Genomic DNA, 21528 nt, shown 5'->3' on the forward strand with positions numbered 1-21528 from the left:
ACTTATTACAACTGCTTTTGAACTACGGAAGGAAGGCGGCCGTAAAAGTGACCAAACAATATCTTACATTAATTTAACCAAGAATGAAAAATTTACATACTGCCCATTTTCAAGTTGGAATGCGTTTGAAGTCCTTAAATCATCTGGCGGCACTGATTGTGCTGCTCCTTATTTCGTTGCAGGTCCAGGCCCAGGTAGGGATCGGTTTAACACAACCCAAAGCTTTTTTGAACGTTGCGGAAGGAAAAACGGTGCTATTCGGAGCGGATACTGCGGGCGTACTATCACAGAATCCAGGGACATGGGATGTACCAAAAATGATCTGGTACGGCAGCAAGGGGGCCTTTCGGGCCGGTGGGATCCGAATTGAGGAAAACCAGTATACCTATTGGGACAACGCGAATGTAGGCAGGTATTCCTTCGCCAGCGGTGAAGGTACCAAAGCCGGCGGGGAGCATTCAACGGCTATGGGCTTTGGTACACAGGCAAACGCGGAAAGCGCAACTGCCATCGGTGCCTGGACATTTGCAAATGCTGATCGTTCAACGGCCATGGGTTATTCTGTCGTAGCAAATCACAGAGGTTCATTTATCATTGGTGATGATAGCAATTGTTTGGGTTGTACCTACAACACGACAGCTATTAACCAGATGATGATGCATTTTGCGGGCGGGTATATTTTGTATACCAGCAACGCCCGCCAAGAGAACTCCCCATCCGGAATACAGCTCCAACCCAATGCTAATGCATGGTCGGTGATATCCGACTCGACACGGAAAGAGAACTTTCGTGCTACCGATGGCGCGCTGTTTCTAAAAAAGATCAGCGGGATGCGGCTGGGAAGCTGGAATTATAAGGGCCAGGACGTGAAGCAATACCGCCATTACGGCCCTATGGCACAGGACTTTTTTGCAGCCTTCGGCCACGACGAGTTGGGGGTAATCGGAGAAGATAAGTCCATTAACCAGGCTGATTTTGATGGTGTAAACCTGATTGCAATCCAGGCTTTAATCAAAGAAGTAGAAGCTTTGAAAGCAGAAAACAAAAGCCTGAAAATGGCAGAGACATCCATGAAAGCCGAAACGCAGTCACTGAAAGCAAAAATGGAGCAATTTGAAAAGCAACTTTCCACATTAATGAACGCCGGCACGGTTTCAGCGGTAACAAAGTAAGGGTAAATGGAGAAAAGAACGGCGCGGCAGACCGGATATCCGACGCTGAATCCAACAGTGAATTTTTTAGAACCGTCATTAATAAAAACTTTCTATCGCAATATTGCGATAGAAAGTTTTTGTCGTATGTTTGCATCATGGGAGTTACGAAAACGGAAATATTCACGGAACAACAGAACCGTATCGCGGATTTGGCGAAAGCATTTGCACACCCGGCGCGGGTAGCGATTTTGCAGCTGCTCATTGCCCGTAAAGCGTGTGTCTGCGGCGACCTGGTGGACGAATTGGAGCTCGCGCAAGCGACGGTATCCCAGCATTTGAAGGAATTGAAGCGCATTGGGATTATTCAAGGCGAGATCAATCCGCCCCGGGTTTGCTATTGTATCAATCCGCCGGTTTGGGAGGAAGCGCGGCAAGCTTTCGGCTCGATCCTGGAATCTTTTGAAGGTGCGAGCTGCTGCAATTGAGCAGGTGTTTTTTTGGGTATATCAATCGTAATATTACATTATAACAATGAAGCTATGACAAATCTATCGAATCCGGTGACACCGCGTGCAATGACCTGGGGCGACTTTAAAAGCACGCTCGAACAAAATCCCGATCTGCACCTGCAATTCGAATATGAAGCGGGGAAGTTTGTGGATAGCGCGTACCATATCACCGAAATCAAGCAGGCGCCGGTCGTCTCGGTCGATTGCGGCGGCCAAATGAATAGCTGGACCGAGGTTATCGTGCAGTTGTGGGAGCCTTCTAACCAGGAAGTGGATCGTGCGATGAAAGTGGGTAAGGCTCTCAAAATTGTCAGTCTTGTGGAGCAATCACTGCCTTTGGACCCGAATGCAGTCGTAAAAATCGAGTTTGGCAATTCGAAATTCGATACCCGTCAGATGTATCCCGGCGAATTTATTGCGGAGCGTGAGACGTTTACGGTCAGCCTTGTTCCCGATTTTACGCAATGCAAAGCGCTTACACGCAATCAAAGTTGTGGGACGTCCTCGGGGAATGCTTCCTGCTGTGGGCCTGCTCGTGGTTGACTATCTTAGATCTTGGTAATCAATTAAATAAATGAAGAAAATTTTAGTGCTATGTACCGGTAACAGTTGCCGGAGTCAGATCGCGGAAGGATATTTGAGGCATTTTGCCGGAAGCAAAGCCATCGTATACAGTGCCGGGGTAGAAACACACGGAGTTAATCCGAAAGCCATCGCCATCATGGCCGAAGACGGCATCGACATTTCTAATCATACTTCCAACCACATCGACGAGTATAGCAACATCGACTTTGATTTCGTCATTACGGTTTGTGATAATGCGAAAGAACGTTGCCCTTACTTTCCGACTAATGCGAAGAAATTTCATCACAACTTTCCCGATCCGGCAAAAGCATCGGGTACCGGGCAAGAAGTGATGAATGCATTCAGAGCCGTTCGTGAGCAGGTAAAAGCTTACTCGGAGACGTTTGTAAAGGAAAACCTGTAAGCGGCGACATTACCGTAACATTCGCCTCACCGGCTCATCATACCATTTCCAACTCGCGTAAGCCAGCGCCACAGCGCCCGCAAATGTGAGCAATGCATATGGCCATGCCTCTAATAACGTAATGCCTTTGTGATTGCTCACCCAAGCCACATAGAAGTACACGAGCACATAATGCGTCATATATAGCGGGTACGAAAGATCGCCGAGGAATTTGCAGATCCTGGTTTCCATTGGACCATGTACCAGCCCGCTGGCGCCGAGGTATACAATGAGTGGAAATACAATGATAATGCAAAAAGCTTCGAACAATCCATTCATCCACAGATGTTCCGCGCCGCCGATCCTGGGCATCAGCAAAACGGCCGCTATCAGCAGGCTACACCAAAGGAATGCATTTTTAACCTGGCCCGGGCGCGCTACCCGGGAGAGCAGCAAACCGGCAAAAAACGGGAATATCGTACGCGTGATACCCACGCGCATATGCTCGAAATTCAATGTCCAACCGCCGGTAACGTCTCCGTTCGGGCTGGTAACAGCGAAATGCAGGAGGACGGCGCCTGCCAGTACCACAAAGCAAGCCAATGCTTTATTGGACAGTTTCCGCAGCCCCAGCGCGTAAAGGACGTTGGCGATATATTCGAAAAACAGCGACCAGGCGACACTGTTGAGCGGATGCATTTCCTGCCAGCCCCGAATGTCCATCGAAAGAGGGATCGGCAAAACCGTCCATCCGATCAGCATCACGACGATCAGTTTCCAGGCCGGAACCGTATGAATGAGCGGCCATATCGGCGAATCGGTAAAGTAGAAACCGATGGCGCCGAGCGTCATACCGAGCACGACCAGCGGTTGCAACCGCTTGAAACATCGCAGGAGAAAACTACCGATGGTTAGCCTGTCCCACCGGTCGTCGTACGCGTAACCAACTACAAAACCTGAAAGAAGGAAGAAAAAATCAACTGCCAGATAACCGTGGTTCACAACATTATCGAGGCGGCTCGTCGCCAGCGGCTCGGTAAGGTGGAAAAATACGACGATGATGGCTGCCACGCCCCGAAGGCCGTCCAGTATGGATAATGCGGCTTCGTGCCGGGGTTGTTGTTATTCATTAATGGTAGGAAAACCCGCAATATACGATGGCATAGCCGTTGGATAGTGTAGTATATGTAGATACTGGTAGAATTTTTCGATCAGTTTCTTAGTGAAGCAGAACGCCTATCTTTGAAGAAGAGAATACAACGCGAATGAACGAGCAGCAACTGATCGAATTATTAGACGAATTGGTTAAACATCCTCAAGAGAGTGAATGGGTTGAGTTCAAGCTTAATTTTCATTCACCGGAAGAAATTGGTAAGCGCCTTTCCGCGCTTTCCAATGGGGCATGCATGCACAATCAGAACTTTGGCTATCTGGTTTTCGGTATCGAAGATCAATCGCACATTGTTAAAGGCACATCGTTCAAGGCAAAGTCACACAAAAAGGGAGGTGAAGATCTGGAACATTGGCTTACCACGAGGCTAAATCCAAGGATCGATTTCACCGTGCATGAATTCGACTACGACGAGAGCCGCCATATTTCACTCTACATTATTCCTGCTGCTAAAAACCAGCCGGTGGAATTTCATAATCAGTCATATATCCGTATAGGGAGCATTACCAGGAAGCTCAATGAGTATCCTGAGAAACAAGCAAAAATCTGGAAAAGAGATGTGGTGCCTTTCGAGAAGGAAATTGCCATGGATAATTTATCTGCAATAGATATTACCAGATATTTGAGTACGGAGACGTATTTTGATCTGATGAAACTACCCTATCCTTCCACACAGCAGGGGGTGATCGACAAATTTATAGAGGATGGTCTGGTGATCAAAAACAGTGGTTTTGCTATTACCAAATTGGGTGCATTGCTCTTTGCCAAGCAGCTAAAAGATTTTGAAAGCGTCGCCCGAAAATCCATTCGGGTGATTGTCTATAAAGGGAAAAACAAAGTCGAAACGGAGCGGGAGCAAATGGGGGGGCGGGGCTACGCAATCGGCTTTGAAGGTCTGGTAATATGGATAAACAGTCAACTTCCGGCCAACGAAGAGATTGGAAAAGCATTGCGAACGGAATCCAGAATGTACCCGGAGGTGGCGATTCGCGAATTGGTTGCTAATGCACTAGTTCATCAGGACCTGAATGAAAAGGGCTTCCCTATGATCGAAATCTTCTCTGACAGAATAGAGATATCGAATCCGGGCAGACCACTTGTAACGCCAGAGCGATTTATAGATGCTTACTTATCCAGGAATGAGAAGCTGGCCGACATCATGCGTCGCTTGGGCTTTTGTGAAGAAAAAGGAAGTGGTCTGGATAAAGTGATTTTCAACATCGAGTTGTATCAGTTGCCGCCACTGAACGTAACTGTGGCGGAAAACAGGACCAGTGTAGCGATGTTTAGCTACAAGGAACTGCTTGATTTGGACAAGAAAGAAAAAGTGAGGGCTTGTTACCAGCACGCATGCCTTAAGTATGTTTCAAATGAAAAGATGACCAACCAGTCTCTTAGGGACCGCTTTAAGATTGCGGACCATAACTACGCTGCGGCTTCAAGGATAATCAGGGATTCATTGACAGAAGGGGTAATCAAAGAAGATGACCCCGAGAGCAGGTCGAGAAAATATGCTTCTTACATTCCCTATTGGGCGTAAATCTTATGTGACGGTAATGTGATGGTAAGACATTTTAGATTTTTAAGTAACTGATTACCAGTAAGATCTTATGTGACGGTAATGTGATAGCTACCTTATTATGGTCCTGAATTCTATAATTATCAACGAAACAGCGCCCTTTGGTCGGCTGCACGACTTTCAGCACATCTTACTTCCATTCGGCACATTGCCCTGAACGGCCGTCAGTACAATATCCCCGTTGGCATCGGCAAAGCCCGTCACCAGAAATTCGGACATAAACTTACCAATCTGTTTTTTCGGAAAATTGATCACACCGACAATCTGCCGGCCGGGTAACTCCTCCAATTTGTAATGTTTTGTAATCTGCGCACTGCTCATCCGCACACCAAATTCGCCAAAATCGACTTTCACCTTATATGCCGGCTTACGCGCCTCCGGAAACTCGAACGCTTCCAGGATCGTGCCCACCCGTAATTCCACTTTCTCAAAATCCGCCCAGGTAATTTCTTGCATGTTAGTAGTTCAATGATTGTTGCTTGAAGAAGGCAACAGGATGCAATGCTTTCCCGTTCCGGTTGATCGGTTGTGAACTGCGCGATGCGTTCAATGTAATTGAGAAAGGGAGGATTGCATGTGCGTAGTGTGGCAAAATTAATGCGCTATTTTAGGGAAGTCCGTATAATCGTTCACGTACCTGGTAAAATCTTGTCCCGAACATTCCACTATTCCTTTGGAGTACGAAAAATAGAATGTAATGCTTCCATTCGCCTCGGAGCCCACTTGATTGTTCTCAAAATGATCAATTAAATAATCCTGCCTTATGATAACAGGCTTCGACCATTCGTCATGGTTTCTGACGAGGAAGACGTAGTGAACCAGAATGTTGGAAATGTTGCGGAGATTTTTGACGGATACGTTGAATTGAGCGCTGAATCCATCTTTCCTTACCGTAGAAGTCGAAGTTTTAACCTGAACTCGTCTTAATGTGCCGCTATCATCCTGAACAACGAAAATATCATCCCCGATATCAACCTCAGGAATGGCGACATTCCAGCCAAGCATTAAGAATTCAGACATTACCGACAGATGCCCGGCCTTGCCCAGATACTGATTAAATTTTTTCGTCACGTGGGGTCACTTTATGCAGGACGTGTCCGGTTTGAGTGTCAATGAACTGTATCTCTTTGAGTTGGTTTAGATCTTCCTTTTTGTCGACACCTAGCAATGCCGGGTAAATCTGGCTTTCGAGCTTTCCGATATAAATTTCGAAATTGCTTTTTGTGTCGTAACCCACAAATATGTTGTTGGCTGGATGGGCATTGGGAAAGAGACTTTTGATAAAATCACGTATAGATGGAGCGATACTAAATGAGTAGCCGTCCATTTGCTTGTTTACGTTTATTCTAATTGCGTCCATTGCCAAAAAGTTTGATAACCAAAGATAGCTAATTCCGGGGACAAAGATATTTGCGATCTCCGCAGTGGTAATTTTCGTACGAGAACTGCCAAGCAGTATTTCTCTCGACGCAAACATGGGTAAACATCAAGAGCCTGAGCCTTTTCAGCTCGTTCCATTGAATCTGTTACTCGGCATTAGCTACACAATTTCCCCCAACCACCAACCCATGAACAGAAGAACCGCCATTACCCATGTCGCAACCATGCTGGGAGGAGCATTTTCGGCCCCTACGTTGCTGGCCATGAGCCGGTGGGAAGACCGCCTGCCCTCGGAAAGTTTGCCGGCCGGGTTCAGTTTGACCGAAAACCAGAAACTGATCGTCGCGGAAGTGGCGGAAATGATCATTCCGAAGACGGCGACGCCCGGGGCGAAGGATGTGGGTGTTCCGGCGTTTGTGGTGATGATGTTGCAGGATTGTTACAAGGCGCCGGAGCACAAGAGTTTCGTGGCAGGGTTGGATAACCTGGAAAAGAAGCAGTTCCTGAGCCTGAATGTGGAACAGAAAATAGCAGTTTTGAAGCAGGTCGAGGCCGATTCGGTTGAAGAAATGAAGGCATACCAGGTGCAACAGACCAAAATGGGGGATAATGAAGACCGCGAACAAATGGCGGCGCAGGCGAAAGGATTACCGTTCTGGCGCCTGGCGAAGGAGCTTACCATGCTGGGATATTTCACTTCCGAGCAGGGAATCAAGTCGTCTTTTGAATATGTGCCCATTCCCGGAAAGCTGGAAATGATCACAATGAAGCCTAACCAGAAATCTTTCGCGTACTAATTGCCCATTTCACCATGAACTTGAATTTGAAATCTGATAAAACACATACGTTCGACGCGATCGTGGTAGGATCGGGGATGACGGGCGGTATGGCGGCGAAGGAACTGACCGAACGAGGCTTGCAGGTGCTGATGATCGAGCGCGGGCGGGAAGTGAAGCACATTGAAGACTACGACACGGCAATGAAAGGCCCGTGGGAGTTTGATCACAGGGGTAGGGTGTCTATCCATTCGGCGGAGGAATACTGGGCCAACAACCGCTTCGGGACACTGGCAAATGAGGAAACCGGGCCGTTTTTTACCGACGATAAAAAGAATCCGTACATAGAAAAACGTCCGTTCGACTGGATCAGGGCGTATCATACGGGCGGGAAATCGATGCATTGGGGGCGGCAGTCGTACCGGATGAACAAAAAGGATTTCGAGGCGAATGCCAAAGAGGGCATCGCGATAGACTGGCCGATCCGCTACGATGACCTTGAACCGTGGTATACGCATGTAGAGAAGTTCGTGGGCATCAGCGGCCAGGCGGAAGGCTGGGAGGTGTTGCCCGACGGGCATTATCTGCCGGCAATGCCGATGAGCGCGCCGGAGAAGTATTTCAGGGACACGATGATGAAAAAGCTCAACCGGCCCGTGACGATCGGGCGGGTTGCCAACCTTACGAAGCCCCAGCCCTGGCATACCGATCTGGGCCGGGCGTCGTGCCAGTACCGCAGCAAATGTGCCCGCGGATGCCCGTATGGCGGTTATTACAGCTCATTATCGGGTTCGATACCCGCGGCGCGGAAGACGAACAAGCTCACGGTCTTGCACGATACCATTGCCAGCGAGATCATTTACGACGAAAAAACACAGAAGGCCAAAGGTGTCCGCGTGATCAACCAGAATACGATGGCGGTGGAAGAATTTTTTGCCAAAATCATATTCCTGAATGCAGGCTCGATGAATACGGCGGCGTTGATGCTGAACTCGAAATCCAGCCGTTTTCCGACCGGGCTCGGCAACGATAGCGACCAGGTCGGCAGGAACATTATGGACCATCACCTGGGCGTGGGCGCGAATGCGACAGTCGAGGGATTTGAGAACGATTATATTTTTGGCCAAAGACCTAATGCATTGTACATCCCGCGTTTCCGCAACTGGGGAGCCGACAAAAAGGACTTCCTGCGGGGGTACGGCTACCAGGGCGGCGCGAGTAAGTCGGATTGGAAGCGCGGCATTACGATGAATGGTTTCGGGGCCAGTTTCAAGGAAGATATGTCACACCCCGGCACGTGGACGATGGGCTTTGGCGGCTTCGGGGAAATCCTGCCCGACCCGGCCAACCGTATGTTTCTGGATAAAGACAAAAAAGACAAATGGGGCATTCCGATGATCGTTTTCGATGCTGCTTTCGGCGAAAACGAACTGGCGATGCGCAAAGATATGATGGCCTCGGCGGTGGAAATGCTGGAAGCGGCTGGTTTCAAAAACGTCACCGGCTTCAACCGGCAGGACACGCACCCAGGCCTGGGTATACACGATATGGGCACGGCGCGCATGGGAAAGGACCCGAAAAATTCGGTATTGAACAAATACAACCAGGTACACGCCAGCAAAAATGTATTCGTAACCGACGGTGCCGCGATGGTATCATCCTCCTGCGTGAACCCGTCCATTACCTACATGGCCATGACCGCCAGGGCCGCGGATTATGCGGTGGCGGAATTGAAGCGGCAGAATTTGTAGAGAGGGCATTATTGTGGAAGTAAATTTCGTTGCTGAAACTTCGAATGAGCTCGTCGCCGTGGTTGACACCATTAGTTTTTCAATCACAGGCAAGCCCAACGCAACCGGCCAGCCGCAGACGGAATATGAAAAGAACCTGGCATAAGCATCGTTGATCGTCGTACTTGTTAAATGTCCGGCAGGAATTATCACCTGTCCGTTTACGAACATCCCAAATCCATTAAAACCTAAAAAAAGGCCTTTTCCAGTCAGGAGCGGCCTTTTTCTTAGACTGGCATCACATTTGTACGATAAAATAGAAAATAATACCTAAGCTCATGCGCCGGACCTATTTGGGTGAATTTGAAGAAATGGTTTTACTAATGGTAGCCATCCTCGATGGGGACGGCTACGGTGTGACGGTCAGCCAGGCGCTGGAAGAACACACCGATCGCGTCGTTACATTCGGGACGGTCCATAACACGCTCATCCGCCTCGAAGAAAAGGGATTTGTACGGTCGGAGCTGGGCGGCGCCACAGCCGAGCGCGGCGGGCGGCGAAAACGCCTGTTCCGCATTACCTCGCTCGGGAGCCGTGCATTGCAGGAAATCCAACAGCTGCGCCAGGACCTTTGGCAACTTTTACCGCCGGGTAACCTTCAATTAGGCGGAGCAGCATGACCCGGGAACAAGCCATTGAAGAAGCGACGAGGGTCGCTTCTTCAATACCTGTAACAAAAGAGAGCCCTCCGATGACCGTCCCTGTTGCGGACGAGGACGCTTCCATTTGCTGGATGGTCACTTTCAAGCCGGACGAATATTCCCGGATGGACGAACGGGGTTACTGGATGGATTGGCTCAGGTGGGCATTCGAAAGTGTCATTGAGGCGCCTTTGGAATAACTACTTCCGGATCAAAACCTTCTGCGCTTCAATCGCGCCATTCATCCGGGTTACGGCTACAACGTACATGCCGGAAGTCAGATTCGTGAGGTCGACACCGGCGGATGTGACTTTCTCAGCCTGGTAAACTTTGCGTCCGGACAGATCTGAAATAGTTAGCGAGCGGACATTGGTATTATTGTACACTAAAATTCTTTCAGAAGCAGGGTTCGGGAATACTGCTATTGCGGCACCCGTTTCCATTTTCACGCGCTGAATGCTGCTGTATGCAAAGGTTTGATCCAAATCCACCATTTTGAGGCGATACAGATTTTCCCCACGCGCCGGAGACGGGTCGGCAAACGAATAAGTCAGCGACTGGTTGCTTTCTCCATGAGACAAAACGCTCCCGATGCGGTCCCAAACCTTGCCATTAATGCTCCGTTCGATATCGAAATGGCTGCTGTTGGTTTCCGAAGTGGTGGTCCAGCTAAGGTTGACCGCCGTATTTTCCGCGGAAGCCGTGAATTTCACCAGCGTAACAGGCAGCACAATCGGACTTTCGCTGAAATAGAAGTTGTGGAATTCAAATCCGTTCTGCTGGTCGAAGTGCCCGCCGATGATCGACTGTCCGTTGATCGACCCGCCATTGCCGCTCAGGCTGGCTTTCGGCGCAAGGAAGCTGCCGAGGAATTTAAAGCTTTTCAGGGAAATCGAATTGGCAAGCGGAAAATTGAACAGTACCCGCACATTCTCCTTGTCGGCACCATTCATGCGCATGCTGCCGCCATCGATAGACAGCGTCTGGTTCTGCACATTGATAATGGCCCACGCCCCGGCCGGAATATCCACCCGGATTTCGTCGCTGCTCATATTTTCAGGTAAGGTAATGTCGAAAACGTTCAGACCTAAACTCGTTCCGGTGAGGGTATACTGGTGATATCCGTCGAAAGTCATCGTTCCGGTGTTCGTGAGTGCATCCAGTGTCCCGCTCAGTGTTCTGTAATAGTTCAGAAGCTTGTTATCCGAAAACCGGATGTAGTCAAATTTCCCACTTTTAATGGTACTCACGGTCGGGGCGATCAGGCTTGGAAATACCGTGCTGCTCGGTGCCGTGTTGTAAACCAGATTTCCCCGAAGGCCCCAGTTCCCGATATTGTTGAACTGTCCGTTGACAACGAGGTTATCTGTCGTGTCCGGCGCATTGACGCCCACGCTGCCCGTGCCGACGCTATACCCCCTCGTGGTAAGGTTGAAGTCGCCGGCGACAGCCAGCCGCCCTTCCACATCGCCGGAATTGCTCTGAAAATTCCCGAAAATGATCGCATTGAAATTGCCGGTTCCGACAAATTCGGACGAAAGAAACTCGTCGGGAATGGTCAGTGAGGTCTTTGTCCCCTGAGCCATAGCTGGCTGTCCGATCGACGCCAATGCGGTAAAACTAATTAGTAGTGCCCGATAGAATTTAGAGGACGGGCGAGTGTGAAGAATTCTATAAAACTTTTCCATAACATTTTGATAGAGAAGGAACTGAGTAAATTGTTACTAGAATTTACATCATGAAAAATGTATAATTCAAGAAAATTTTCACTTATCGTTCACTTCCTTTCAAACTGGTTTTGGAACCTAAAAAATACCGACAGAACTAGTTGACACAGCTGAATTTTGTTTGAAATGCTTGTAGAAATAGTGCAATCGATGCCTGGCAAAACGGCTATTCCCGCATAAGAAAGTAACCTCAGGTTATACAAGCTATATCGGCGGTCCGGCGACCCGGCGGTCCGGCGACCCGGCGACCCGCCTTCGTTCGCCTGTCCGTTTCCGCGCCGGGGTTGTTCGCAAATGAACATACCTATACCGTTCAGGCTGCGAAATTGCCGTTTTCAATGAGTACAGGCCCATTTTGCCAGTTTGGCCGGATATTTGCACAACTTAACCAACCATGTATCAGAAATACCTCAAAACCGCCTACCGAAACCTTACGCAGAGCAAGGTCTATTCGGGCATAACCATATTCGGCCTCGCGCTCGGCCTGGCAGTGAGTTCGCTCAGCATCCTTTACGTAATGGACGAGCTGCGATACGACCGCTTCAATCGAAAAGCGGACCGCATTTACCGCATCAATAGCGACATTACCTATTCGCTCAAAGCGTCCAGGGCGGCCGTTGCGCCGACACCGATGGCGCAGACGTTGAAACAGGATTTCCCCGAAGTAGAAGAAGCCGTCCGTTTGGGAAAGTATGGTAGCCATTTGGTAAAAGGAGAAAGGGCAGCCATCCGCGAGCAACGCGTCCTTTATGCCGATTCTACGGTTTTCAAGGTATTTACATTACCCGTCATCGCCGGAAATCCCGAGAAAGCATTGACCGAACCGAATTCGGTGGTGATCACAGAGCGAATGGCCCGGAAGTACTTTGGCACATCGGAGGCATTAAACCGGACGCTAACCTTTGATACCGGCGTCGTCAGGCGCGTGACGGCCGTTATGGCCGACATTCCTGCACAATCGCATTTCCAGGCCGATTTTCTGCTGCCCCTGCACGAGACGCCGGAGGCGAAGGTGAACAAATGGGGTAACCACATTTTCAATACCTATCTGCTGCTGAGGCCCGGTACCGATCCCCAATCGGTAGAAGCCAAATTCGAACACGTGCTTCAAACCTACATGGACCCGGCGTTGCGACAGTTTTTTCAGACGACCCTCGCCGAAACCCGCAAAGCAGGCAACAATTTCAAATACGCGTTAATGCCTTTGCGCGACATTCACCTGCATTCCGACCGCGCGGGGGAGTTGCTGCCAAACAGTAGCATTCAATACATTTATCTCTTCCTGGGCATTGCCTTCTTCATCCTGCTGATCGCCGTATTTAACTTCATCAACCTCTCGACCGCCCGCTCGGCCAGGCGCGCACGTGAGGTAGGTGTGCGCAAAGTAATGGGTTCCTCCCGAACCGATCTGATTGGCCAGTTTCTCGCCGAATCCCTGCTGTTTACATTTCTCGCATTGCTGGTCGGTTTGGGGTTGGTGTATGTGTTATTACCCGATTTCAATGTACTTGCGGCGAAATCACTGTCGTTCGGCGACATTGTTAATGGGCGGACGGTCGGCGGCCTCATGGCGGGGACTTTGCTGGTGGGCACCCTGGCGGGGCTTTATCCGGCCTTTTATTTGTCTTCGTTTCAACCGATCGAGGTGCTGAAAAGCAAGTTCTGGATCGTTCCGGGGCGTTATAACCTGCGGGGTTTTTTAGTGGTATTTCAATTCGCGATGTCTGTGCTGCTGATCATCGGTACGGTACTGATCCATCAGCAGCTGCATTTTATTCAAACCAAAAAAATAGGTTTTACCAAAGAGCAGGTACTGGTAGTGAAAACCGCTGAGACCTCGGCATCGGACATTGCTGCCTTCAAAGAAGAAGTACTGCGCAATGCGTCGGTGAAAATGGGGGCCGTGAGCGGTTTCCTCCCCGTGGCATCGAACCGCTGGAATGATATGTGGTACCCGGCGGGCACGACCGATCAAAAGCATTCAATTAATATGCAGGAATGGAAAGTGGATACCGATTACATTCCGACGCTCGAACTGAAACTGTTGCAAGGGCGGAATTTTGAACCGGGCCGTGCGGCCGATAGTACCGCGGTCGTCATCAACGAGCGGGCGGCGCAGCGGTTGGGTTATACACGAGCGGTTGGTAAAACCATTCACAAATCAGGAGGCGAGGAATTGACCATTATCGGAGTGGTGCAGGATTTTCACTACGAATCGCTGCGGACGACGATCGAGCCGGTAGCCCTGGTGATCAATGCCAAAATGCTCGGCAGCACCGTCGAAAAGATGGCGCTGGAAGCCGTTTCGTTCCGGTTGAATACCTCCGACATTGCCGCTACCCTGCATGCCGTGGAGGCAACCTGGAAGAAAACGGCGCCCGGGCGGCCCTTTGAATACACATTTTTAAGCGACGAATTCGATGCGCTATACCGCACCGAGCAGCGCATCGGGCAGCTGTTTACCTGCTTTGCGGTCGTGGCTATCCTTATCGCCTGCCTGGGCCTCTTCGGACTCAGCGTATTTGCCGCCGAGCAGCGTACCAAGGAGATCGGCGTGCGCAAGGTAATGGGCGCTTCCGTGGCGGGCATTACCGCATTGCTGGCCAGGGATTTTCTAAAACCCGTCCTGATCTCGATCCTGATCGCGTCACCCATTGCATGGTTCGCCGTGGATAACTGGTTACAGGACTTCGCGTACAGAGTCGATGTCGAATGGTGGGTCTTCGCGTTCTCAGGGCTTCTTGCCGTTGCCATTGCGTTGGCTACGGTGAGTTTTCAGAGCGTGAAAGCTGCCTTGGCGAACCCGGTGAAGAGTTTGCGGAGCGAGTAGTATCAATGCTTTGAATTCAACGCCGTTTCTGGCTCAGAAACGATACTTCTCGCAACTGCTCTTTTTAAGCTCTACCAAATGCAGCAGCTCGCTGGAATAAATGCGGGCGATATTGTCCTTCGGGATGAAAGAGTCGATCAGCGTGGGGTCGTCGGAAAGGATATAATCGTAGCAGAATTCCTTCTGTGCGTTTTTCAACGGGGAGAGTTCCTTCATGTAACGGATATAGTCCATCTGGCCGGCACGGTGAATGTTGTTGTCGGTCGCACTCCAGAAATGGTAGTAACCCACATTCCGGCGGAACATAACGCCCACGTTCCGGTCGGCGGGGATGTGCGGGCTGAGCTGTTTGAAACTGAGGTAGTTGTCGGGATTGCTGAGGAAATACGCCCTGTCACGGCTCATCGAAATAATATTGGAAGTGCGGTCCTGGTCGTAGTAGCCCGCTTTTTCCAGCAATGCAAACACTTTGGTCCTTTCGGCGTAATCGGGCCATCTTTTCAGTGGATGGCAGTTGTCTTTGCCTGGGAATCCGTAGTAATCGCTCAGGTATTTTTCATAAATTTTACCTACCTCGGCGCTGCTTTCGCAAATGGCGATGGGAATATGCCCCAATGCTTTCCGCGTAACGAAATTGATGGAAACAAGCTCCTTGCTGGGGTTACCGTAAACGAACGGCAGCGATGAAAGCAGCAACGGTACCGCGAGATAAACTGCCTTCCAGCGAAGTTTCAACGAGTACACACACGCGATCATGATCGCGCCCATGGTGAACAGGGGCATTTGTGTGCGCGTGCTCCAAAGCTGGAATTTCATGAGTGTACAAAAAAGCAGGAAACCCAGCGCCGCACAGGTCCAGAACCATTTCACATCCCTGTTTAAAGGCAGGAACAGCAGCAGGACAGCCGCGCCCACGATCAGCCAGAAATGGATCGTGTTCGGGATCATATCCTCGTGAACCGAGTATTTGACCGAAAACGGGTCCACACTCAGGTCTGGGTCGTCGACATCCACGCCGATGGTTTTATGAAAAGCCCTGATCTTGTCGTCGAGCATCCGGTTGAAGCTCGTATTGGGCAACCCGATATTCAGTCCGGCATTCTTGATCACATTGGACAACGTGTAAACGACGGAATGCTTTTTGGCGGGCAGCTCTTCCGAAGCAAACGGCGTGTTCTGCAACGGGCTCATCACATGCCCGAAAAGCGTGTAGTTGCGGTAAAAGAAGGGCGAAAAAGTGATGGCCATCAATGCAAGCGCCACGCCCAGCACTTTCATGGCGTAGGCAAAGCGGTATTGCAGTAGAATGCGCACGCCGAAATAGATCACGAACGGAATGGCGAAGATCAGGATCGTGTATTTGGAAAACCCTCCGAATGCGAGCGATTGCATCATAGCGATCAGCGCCAGCGTCGATTTGTTTTTCAGTAATTCAAATCCGAAATACACGAAAGCGATGAAGAAAAAGCATGCGCAGAGGTCGACCTGTGTGCTGGTGCTTTCAAAAATCACGATCGGCAATGTCAGAAAACAGATCGTCGCGAGCAATTGGCCGTCTTTCGCCAGTCCGAGTTTCTTCGTGATCAAACCGACGCCACAGATCGCGCCGATGAATGCGCCAAACTGGATAATGCAGGCAAACTGATCGGAGCCGGCGAGCAGCACCGTATCCAGCACGAGGTATTCGGCGAATACATTGAGATAAAGCTGCTGCAAATGCATGGTAGGGAAGTGATCCAGGTTACCATTGTAAATCCAGATCAGGATCCGGTTCAGATGGTACATATGCGTATCAAAGTTGTTTGGAGCCGTATAAATGGCCAGGAACAGCAATGGCAGAATGTATAACAATGCAACGGAGGCGATCACTAACTTGTGTGTTGTGCCAAATCCGGCCAGGCGGAATGTGCCTTTTAATGCGCCCAGCTTTTTCAGATCGATTTTCCCCGATTGATGGAGATAGTAAACCAGCCCTGCCATACCCAATGCTTCAATGGCCCAGAAGACAAGCGCCGACGTAGCATTAAGCGCATTGAAGAACGAGGCTATTTCATTGTAGATAAATATGATACCCGCGTTGGCTATCAACGAAAGTATGAACGACCGGCGAAGATTGGTATAAGTGCCCGCCTCGGAAGAACGCAGGAAGAAAATGGCAAAAATACAGGCAAACGAAACGAGGAGTAAACTAACACCCATATTGGAAGAATGGACTGAAAAATATCGGATTGCGGGCTTTTACGGTGCAAAGGTACGTGAATATTCGGGCCGGAAGCAGGATTTGTTAGTGTACGTGCAGTAAACACATACTTTTTATCCTGACCTCAGGAAACCACATTGCGCGGATTCCCCGATTGAAAACCTGCCAGATTATCGGCCACCATTTGCAGCAACCGCTCACGCGCCTCGAACGTCGCCCACGCTACGTGCGGCGTAATCACGCAGTTGGGAGCGGATAGTAATGGATTATCGGCCTTGGGCGGCTCCACGGAAAGAACATCGAGCCCGGCCGCGGCGATGGTCCCGTTTTGGAGCGCATCGGCAAGGTCCTGCTCGTGGATAAGCGGCCCGCGGCCCGTATTGAGGACAACGGCGCTGCGTTTCATTTTGGAGAGACTATCCCGGTTGACGATCTCACGCGTTTCTTCGGTAAGCGGGCAATGCAGGCTTACGACGTCGCTTTGCCGGAAGATCTCGTCCAGCGAAACCATTTCTACCCCTTCCGTCGGAGCGGGATGCTTCCGGTATGCGATTACTTTCATGCCAAAAGCCGCCGCGATCCTGGCGACCTGTGAACCGATATCGCCGAGGCCGATCAGGCCCATGGTTTTTCCGGCCAGCTCGGTGAGCGGCGTTTTCCAGTAGCAGAAATCGGCGGAAGCGGCCCATTCTCCGGCGAACACACTCTGGCTATGCGTTTCTACCCGGTTCACAATCGCCAGCAGCAATGCGAACGTCTGCTGCGCTACCGATGCCGGGCCGTAGGCTTTCACATTGGTAACGGTAATGCCCTGCTTCCTGGCGGCATCGATGTCGATATTGTTGAAACCCGTGGCCATCACCCCGATATATTTCACTTTCGGCAGCTGCGCCAGCGTGTCGGCGGAAAGCACTACCTTATTGACCAGCAAAACTTCCGCGTCACCCGCTCTGCCGACGATCTCTTCTTTCGCCGAGCGGTCGTAAATAGTCACATTGCCCAGTTTTTCAATCGGCGCCCAATCCTGGTCGCCGGGGTTGAGGGTATATCCGTCGAGAATTACGATGTTCATAAGGTTGTATTTAAATGTTTTTCCAGGCTTTTACTGTGTACTGCGTCCTGGCCTGGTTGGTACTACCGCCGTATATTAAAGTCTTTTCTCCGGTGTTGTTCTCGGAAATCTCGCTAAAATAGTTAAGCCCTGCAAAATGCTCAGTCATAATCGTCTGAGTGGATTTGATTTCAAAAATATCGTACAGGTTTCCGTTTTGAGTCATCAGGTCAATCTCGTGCCCATTGGAGTCTCGCCAGAACCAGTAGTCACGATGGAGATAGCCGTGTTCGTTTTGCTTCTGAATTTCGGCGATGATCATATTCTCGAAAATGCTTCCGCGCAACGGGTTTTCGTTGAATGTCGCTGTATTCCGTATGCCCAGCAGATGGCACAGCAGGCCGGTGTCATAAAAATAGATTTTCGGGGTTTTGACCACCCGCTTGCTGAAATTCCGGTAAAACGGTTGCAATTGAAAGGTAATGTAGCTGCTTTCCAGGATCGAAAGCCAGGCTTTTGCCGTAGGCTGGGATATCCCGCATTCGTTCGCGATCGACGATAGGTTCATCAATTGCCCAACGCGGGCTGCACACAAACTTAAAAAAGTACGGAATTGCCTAAGGTCACGGATGTTGGCAAGCTCGGTCACATCACGTTCCACGTACGTTTGAATGTAATTGGCGTAAAAGTTCGTGGGATCGATGTTTCGGTCGTAAATGGCCGGGTAAAAACCGTTCAGGCATACTTCCGGAAATGTATCGCCCAGCAAATCTGCCGATTTCATTTCTGAAAAATCAAATGGGAGTAGTTTAAAAAGCGCTACGCGTCCAGCCAGACTTTGGGTAATGTTGCTAAGCAGCTGGAAGTTTTGCGAGCCGGACAATATGAATTGTCCCATTTGCCGGGATTCGTCCACAAGGGTTTGAATATAGGAAAATAGACCAGGCACCTGCTGGACCTCGTCGAAAATCATGCGCTCAGGATATTCACGAAGGAAGCCAACCGGATCGTCCGTTGCGAATGCGCGATTATCCGGATTTTCCAGGGATATGTACCGATAATCTTCAAAAACGGTTTTAAGCAGCGTAGTCTTGCCCGACTGCCTGGGGCCAGTGATGGCAAGCACCGGGTATTTTTCTTTATGCTGCCTGACGACAGCTTCCATTTGCCTTTCTACGAACTTCATAAGTGCTTTATTAACAGCACAAATATATTGCTATTTTGAAATTACATAAACTTTGATTTGAAATTACATGAAGTTTATTTTGAAATTACATAGACTCTATTTTGAATTTGCATAAAAAAGCCCTTCCAAAATATCGGAAGGGCTTTGACTATATCACTGATAACGCTAATTCTTTGGGTCGGTGCTGATCTTGGTGCCGCCTGCGCCTTGCATTTGCATGGGGTTGAGGGCTTTCTTCTGCTGTTGCTGCTTGAAGATCTGGAACCGGGTCGGTTGCGCGATGCGCGGGAACGAGTTGTTCTCGGTGTCGATGTCGGCGATTTGCTGGTAAGGGTCGAGCGTCCATTGTACGACTTTCTTTTTGGTAGCAACCACCTTGTTGATCTGCGCGTCGTTGAAACGCCAGATTTCGGCAGGGTATACCGCCACGGAGTCGGTACCGTCCTCGAAGCCCATTTTTACAATCACGGGCATGGGTACGCCGCCTTTGTTTTTGATAGACAATGTGTAAAAATTGGTATTCTCCTGGATCAGCTGACGCTCGTTTTCCGTCAATGTCGCCAGGTATTGCTCGTACTTCTGCTTGTCGGCGTCGGTTACTTTAAATGGATCGTAGCGGTTGTAGAAATCGGCCATGGTCGAATCTTCGGCTACTACGGTTTCGCCCTTGGTTTTGGCATCCTGAATTTTGCTCATCGTCGTTTTCTTGCGCGCGTCTTCCTTGCGGGCGATCTCTTTCTCGATGGCCGGGTTTTGCGTGTCGATGCTGAACCAGTCGACGGTCACCAGCTCCTGATCCACGGGTTCGGTACCATAGAACCAGCCTTTCCAGAACCAGTCGAGGTCTACGCCCGAGGCGTCTTCCATGGTGCGGAAGAAATCGGCCGGGGTAGGGCTTTTGAACCGCCAGCGGGTAGCATATTCCTTAAATGCATGGTCGAACAGCTCGCGGCCCATCACGGTTTCGCGGAGGATATTCAATGCGGTTGCCGGTTTGCCGTAAGCATTAGGGCCAAGGCCGATGATGTTTTCCGCAGAAGCCATGATCGGGCTCAGTACCGATTTGTCCGACGACATATATTCGGTAATCTGGTTGGGCTCGCCGCGGCGGGTCGGGAAGTTGAAGTCCCATTCCTTTTCGGCCAGGTATTGGCAGAATGTATTCAACCCTTCGTCCATCCATGCCCATTGGCGCTCATCGGAGTTGACGATCATCGGAAAGAAGTTGTGTCCTACTTCATGGATGATCACGCCGATCATACCATATTTAACGGCTTCGGTATAAGTGCCATCTTCCTCCGGACGACCGCCGTTGAAGCTGATCATCGGGTACTCCATTCCGCCGCCCGCTACCGAATGGCAGGAGATCGCCACCGGGTAAGGATATTCAAATGTGCGTGCGCCGTAGGATTTCAAAGTGTGGGCCACTGCGCGGGTCGAGTACTGTTCCCATAGCGGGTTACCCTCTTTGGGATACACCGACATGCACCAGATCTTGCGGCCGCTTTTGTACACATCGCTCTGCATGGCGTCCCAGATGAACTTCCGGCTGCTTGCGAATGCAAAGTCACGCACATTATCGGCTTTGTAAATCCAGGTTTTCTTGCCTGGGTTTTTGTTCTCGCGCTTTTCAGCCTTTTCCGCTTCCGCCTGTGTTACGATCATCACGGGTGTTTTGGAAGTTTCGGCCTGTTTGAGGCGCTGTTTCTGGGCGGCGGTTAGTACCTGCGCGTAGTTCTGGCATTCGCCGCTGGCTGCAACCACGTGGTCGGAAGGAACGGTGATGGCTACTTTGTAATTACCAAAAATCAATGCGAACTCGCCCTGGCCGAGGAACTGCTTGTGGTTCCAGCCATTCACGTCGTCGTACGGGGCCATGCGCGGAAACCAGTGCGCGATGAAATAGTTGGCATTGCCGTCTTTCGGGAAATACTCGTAGCCGCTTCGGCCGTAGTATTCGGTGATATTGTAATTCCAATCCACACTGAACACGAATGCGGTACCGGTTTTCATCACGAGCGGAAGGTCGATGCGCATCATCGTTCCGTTGATCGTGAAGGGCAATGCTTTGCCGGCCTTGTCTTTTACGGCGGTAATGTTGTAGCCGTATTTGATTTTCGGGTCGAGCGTTGCACCGCGGGCGCTGTTGAGGTCCTGCAACTGGGTGGTGGTCATACCTTTCTCGTTCACCGTGCCAGTGCGCGAGCGGGCGGCGATGCCGTCGTTTTTGAACAGGTTCTGGTCGAGCTGCATCCAGATGTATTTTAAATCATCCGGAGACTGATTGTAGAATGTAATGGTCTCGGTACCGATAATGCGGCGGTTGTCGTCGTCGAGTTCGGCTTTGATGTCGTAGTCGGCCCGTTGTTGCCAATACTCCTTACCCGGCGCGCCGGAGGCTGTCCGGTAGGTGTTGGGTGTGGGCAGTGTGGTGCCCAGCTGCTCAAAACGGTCGTTGGCCTGGTAGTTGGGGGAGGTGGGAAGCTGCTGTGCCCTGGTGCCTAGCGACACGAGCAGCATGAGTAACGGGAGCAGCGTTTTTTTCATAATTGGTTGGTCATAAATAG

General features: G+C 50.3%; 19 protein-coding genes. 10 read left to right on the forward strand and 9 right to left on the reverse strand.

What is annotated here, in order from left to right:
* Positions 1–83: 83 nt before the first annotated feature.
* The 4 genes from BLQ88_RS15415 (at position 84) to BLQ88_RS15430 (ending at position 2651) form a co-directional block, all read left to right on the forward strand.
* Positions 84–1172, forward strand: a complete 1089-nt coding sequence (locus BLQ88_RS15415) for a tail fiber domain-containing protein (protein ID WP_090151651.1) — start codon at positions 84–86, stop codon at positions 1170–1172.
* 137 nt (positions 1173–1309) lie between these two features.
* Complete coding sequence (locus BLQ88_RS15420; RefSeq protein WP_090151654.1) at positions 1310–1639, forward strand: ArsR/SmtB family transcription factor; 330 nt, start codon at positions 1310–1312, stop codon at positions 1637–1639.
* Between the two features lie 54 nt (positions 1640–1693).
* Positions 1694–2206, forward strand: coding sequence for a DUF6428 family protein (locus BLQ88_RS15425; RefSeq protein ID WP_229212708.1), 513 nt, complete (start codon positions 1694–1696; stop codon positions 2204–2206).
* Between the two features lie 31 nt (positions 2207–2237).
* The gene (locus BLQ88_RS15430) at positions 2238–2651 is read left to right on the forward strand and encodes an arsenate reductase ArsC (RefSeq protein WP_090151657.1); all 414 of its coding nucleotides are present in this window, start codon (positions 2238–2240) and stop codon (positions 2649–2651) included.
* A gap of 9 nt (positions 2652–2660) precedes the next feature.
* Here BLQ88_RS15430 and BLQ88_RS15435 read toward each other — a convergent pair whose 3' ends face one another.
* Entirely contained in the window at positions 2661–3701 is a 1041-nt protein-coding gene (locus BLQ88_RS15435) for an acyltransferase family protein (protein ID WP_229212709.1), read from the reverse strand.
* Between the two features lie 194 nt (positions 3702–3895).
* Between BLQ88_RS15435 and BLQ88_RS15440 the strand changes: the two genes are divergently transcribed.
* Complete coding sequence (locus BLQ88_RS15440) at positions 3896–5341, forward strand: ATP-binding protein (protein WP_090151659.1); 1446 nt, start codon at positions 3896–3898, stop codon at positions 5339–5341.
* 159 nt (positions 5342–5500) lie between these two features.
* Here the strand turns inward: BLQ88_RS15440 and BLQ88_RS15445 are convergent, their stop codons facing one another.
* The 3 genes from BLQ88_RS15445 to BLQ88_RS15455 all read right to left on the reverse strand — a co-directional run bounded on the left by BLQ88_RS15445 (position 5501) and on the right by BLQ88_RS15455 (position 6740).
* Positions 5501–5836 carry a tRNA-binding protein gene (locus BLQ88_RS15445; RefSeq protein WP_090151662.1) on the reverse strand — a complete coding sequence of 112 codons (336 nt, stop codon included), beginning with the start codon at positions 5834–5836 and terminating at the stop codon, positions 5501–5503.
* Positions 5837–5974: 138 nt separating this feature from the next.
* Positions 5975–6451, reverse strand: a complete 477-nt coding sequence (locus BLQ88_RS15450; protein WP_143016855.1) for a PDDEXK-like family protein — start codon at positions 6449–6451, stop codon at positions 5975–5977.
* A complete protein-coding gene (locus tag BLQ88_RS15455; protein WP_143016856.1) occupies positions 6435–6740 on the reverse strand; it encodes a hypothetical protein in 306 nt (101 codons plus the stop codon). Before BLQ88_RS15455 ends, BLQ88_RS15450 begins: the two co-directional genes overlap by 17 nt.
* Positions 6741–6948: 208 nt before the next feature.
* Between BLQ88_RS15455 and BLQ88_RS15460 the strand changes: the two genes are divergently transcribed.
* From BLQ88_RS15460 to BLQ88_RS15475, 4 genes are all read left to right on the forward strand, one after another.
* Positions 6949–7557, forward strand: a complete 609-nt coding sequence (locus BLQ88_RS15460) for a gluconate 2-dehydrogenase subunit 3 family protein (protein ID WP_090152374.1) — start codon at positions 6949–6951, stop codon at positions 7555–7557.
* A gap of 14 nt (positions 7558–7571) precedes the next feature.
* Complete coding sequence (locus BLQ88_RS15465; protein ID WP_090151669.1) at positions 7572–9287, forward strand: GMC oxidoreductase; 1716 nt, start codon at positions 7572–7574, stop codon at positions 9285–9287.
* Positions 9288–9604: 317 nt separating this feature from the next.
* Positions 9605–9946 (forward strand): PadR family transcriptional regulator, encoded by a 342-nt coding sequence (locus tag BLQ88_RS15470; protein ID WP_090151672.1) that lies wholly within the window; start codon positions 9605–9607, stop codon positions 9944–9946.
* Positions 9943–10167, forward strand: a complete 225-nt coding sequence (locus BLQ88_RS15475; RefSeq protein ID WP_090151675.1) for a hypothetical protein — start codon at positions 9943–9945, stop codon at positions 10165–10167. The genes BLQ88_RS15470 and BLQ88_RS15475 overlap by 4 nt, the downstream gene beginning before the upstream one ends.
* Here the strand turns inward: BLQ88_RS15475 and BLQ88_RS15480 are convergent, their stop codons facing one another.
* Complete coding sequence (locus BLQ88_RS15480) at positions 10168–11553, reverse strand: choice-of-anchor A family protein (RefSeq protein WP_229212710.1); 1386 nt, start codon at positions 11551–11553, stop codon at positions 10168–10170. It lies immediately after the preceding gene.
* A 535-nt stretch (positions 11554–12088) separates the two neighbouring features.
* Here BLQ88_RS15480 and BLQ88_RS15485 point away from each other — a divergent pair.
* Positions 12089–14524: an ABC transporter permease gene (locus BLQ88_RS15485; RefSeq protein ID WP_090151679.1), complete on the forward strand. Its 2436-nt coding sequence runs from the start codon at positions 12089–12091 to the stop codon at positions 14522–14524.
* Between the two features lie 33 nt (positions 14525–14557).
* Here the strand turns inward: BLQ88_RS15485 and BLQ88_RS15490 are convergent, their stop codons facing one another.
* The 4 genes from BLQ88_RS15490 to BLQ88_RS15505 form a co-directional block, all read right to left on the reverse strand.
* Positions 14558–16723 (reverse strand): ArnT family glycosyltransferase, encoded by a 2166-nt coding sequence (locus BLQ88_RS15490; protein WP_090151682.1) that lies wholly within the window; start codon positions 16721–16723, stop codon positions 14558–14560.
* 125 nt (positions 16724–16848) lie between these two features.
* Entirely contained in the window at positions 16849–17796 is a 948-nt protein-coding gene (locus tag BLQ88_RS15495) for a D-2-hydroxyacid dehydrogenase (protein ID WP_090151684.1), read from the reverse strand.
* A gap of 10 nt (positions 17797–17806) precedes the next feature.
* Positions 17807–18961 (reverse strand): ATP-binding protein, encoded by a 1155-nt coding sequence (locus tag BLQ88_RS15500; RefSeq protein ID WP_090151686.1) that lies wholly within the window; start codon positions 18959–18961, stop codon positions 17807–17809.
* A gap of 165 nt (positions 18962–19126) precedes the next feature.
* The gene (locus BLQ88_RS15505; RefSeq protein ID WP_090151689.1) at positions 19127–21508 is read right to left on the reverse strand and encodes a M1 family metallopeptidase; all 2382 of its coding nucleotides are present in this window, start codon (positions 21506–21508) and stop codon (positions 19127–19129) included.
* Positions 21509–21528 lie beyond the last annotated feature (20 nt).

The organism is Dyadobacter soli (assembly GCF_900101885.1).
GTDB lineage: Bacteria > Bacteroidota > Bacteroidia > Cytophagales > Spirosomataceae > Dyadobacter > Dyadobacter soli.

What these genes read in the sequence shown, in the direction of transcription:
- BLQ88_RS15415 (WP_090151651.1), top strand. Translation starts at nt 84, where the DNA reads ATGAAAAATTTACATACTGCCCATTTTCAAGTTGGAATGCGTTTGAAG.
- BLQ88_RS15420 (WP_090151654.1), top strand. Translation starts at nt 1,310, where the DNA reads ATGGGAGTTACGAAAACGGAAATATTCACGGAACAACAGAACCGTATC.
- BLQ88_RS15425 (WP_229212708.1), top strand. Translation starts at nt 1,694, where the DNA reads ATGACAAATCTATCGAATCCGGTGACACCGCGTGCAATGACCTGGGGC.
- BLQ88_RS15430 (WP_090151657.1), top strand. Translation starts at nt 2,238, where the DNA reads ATGAAGAAAATTTTAGTGCTATGTACCGGTAACAGTTGCCGGAGTCAG.
- BLQ88_RS15440 (WP_090151659.1), top strand. Translation starts at nt 3,896, where the DNA reads ATGAACGAGCAGCAACTGATCGAATTATTAGACGAATTGGTTAAACAT.
- BLQ88_RS15445 (WP_090151662.1), bottom strand. Translation starts at nt 5,836, where the DNA reads ATGCAAGAAATTACCTGGGCGGATTTTGAGAAAGTGGAATTACGGGTG.
- BLQ88_RS15455 (WP_143016856.1), bottom strand. Translation starts at nt 6,740, where the DNA reads ATGGACGCAATTAGAATAAACGTAAACAAGCAAATGGACGGCTACTCA.
- BLQ88_RS15460 (WP_090152374.1), top strand. Translation starts at nt 6,949, where the DNA reads ATGAACAGAAGAACCGCCATTACCCATGTCGCAACCATGCTGGGAGGA.
- BLQ88_RS15465 (WP_090151669.1), top strand. Translation starts at nt 7,572, where the DNA reads ATGAACTTGAATTTGAAATCTGATAAAACACATACGTTCGACGCGATC.
- BLQ88_RS15470 (WP_090151672.1), top strand. Translation starts at nt 9,605, where the DNA reads ATGCGCCGGACCTATTTGGGTGAATTTGAAGAAATGGTTTTACTAATG.
- BLQ88_RS15475 (WP_090151675.1), top strand. Translation starts at nt 9,943, where the DNA reads ATGACCCGGGAACAAGCCATTGAAGAAGCGACGAGGGTCGCTTCTTCA.
- BLQ88_RS15480 (WP_229212710.1), bottom strand. Translation starts at nt 11,553, where the DNA reads ATGGCTCAGGGGACAAAGACCTCACTGACCATTCCCGACGAGTTTCTT.
- BLQ88_RS15485 (WP_090151679.1), top strand. Translation starts at nt 12,089, where the DNA reads ATGTATCAGAAATACCTCAAAACCGCCTACCGAAACCTTACGCAGAGC.
- BLQ88_RS15490 (WP_090151682.1), bottom strand. Translation starts at nt 16,723, where the DNA reads ATGGGTGTTAGTTTACTCCTCGTTTCGTTTGCCTGTATTTTTGCCATT.
- BLQ88_RS15495 (WP_090151684.1), bottom strand. Translation starts at nt 17,796, where the DNA reads ATGAACATCGTAATTCTCGACGGATATACCCTCAACCCCGGCGACCAG.
- BLQ88_RS15500 (WP_090151686.1), bottom strand. Translation starts at nt 18,961, where the DNA reads ATGAAGTTCGTAGAAAGGCAAATGGAAGCTGTCGTCAGGCAGCATAAA.
- BLQ88_RS15505 (WP_090151689.1), bottom strand. Translation starts at nt 21,508, where the DNA reads ATGAAAAAAACGCTGCTCCCGTTACTCATGCTGCTCGTGTCGCTAGGC.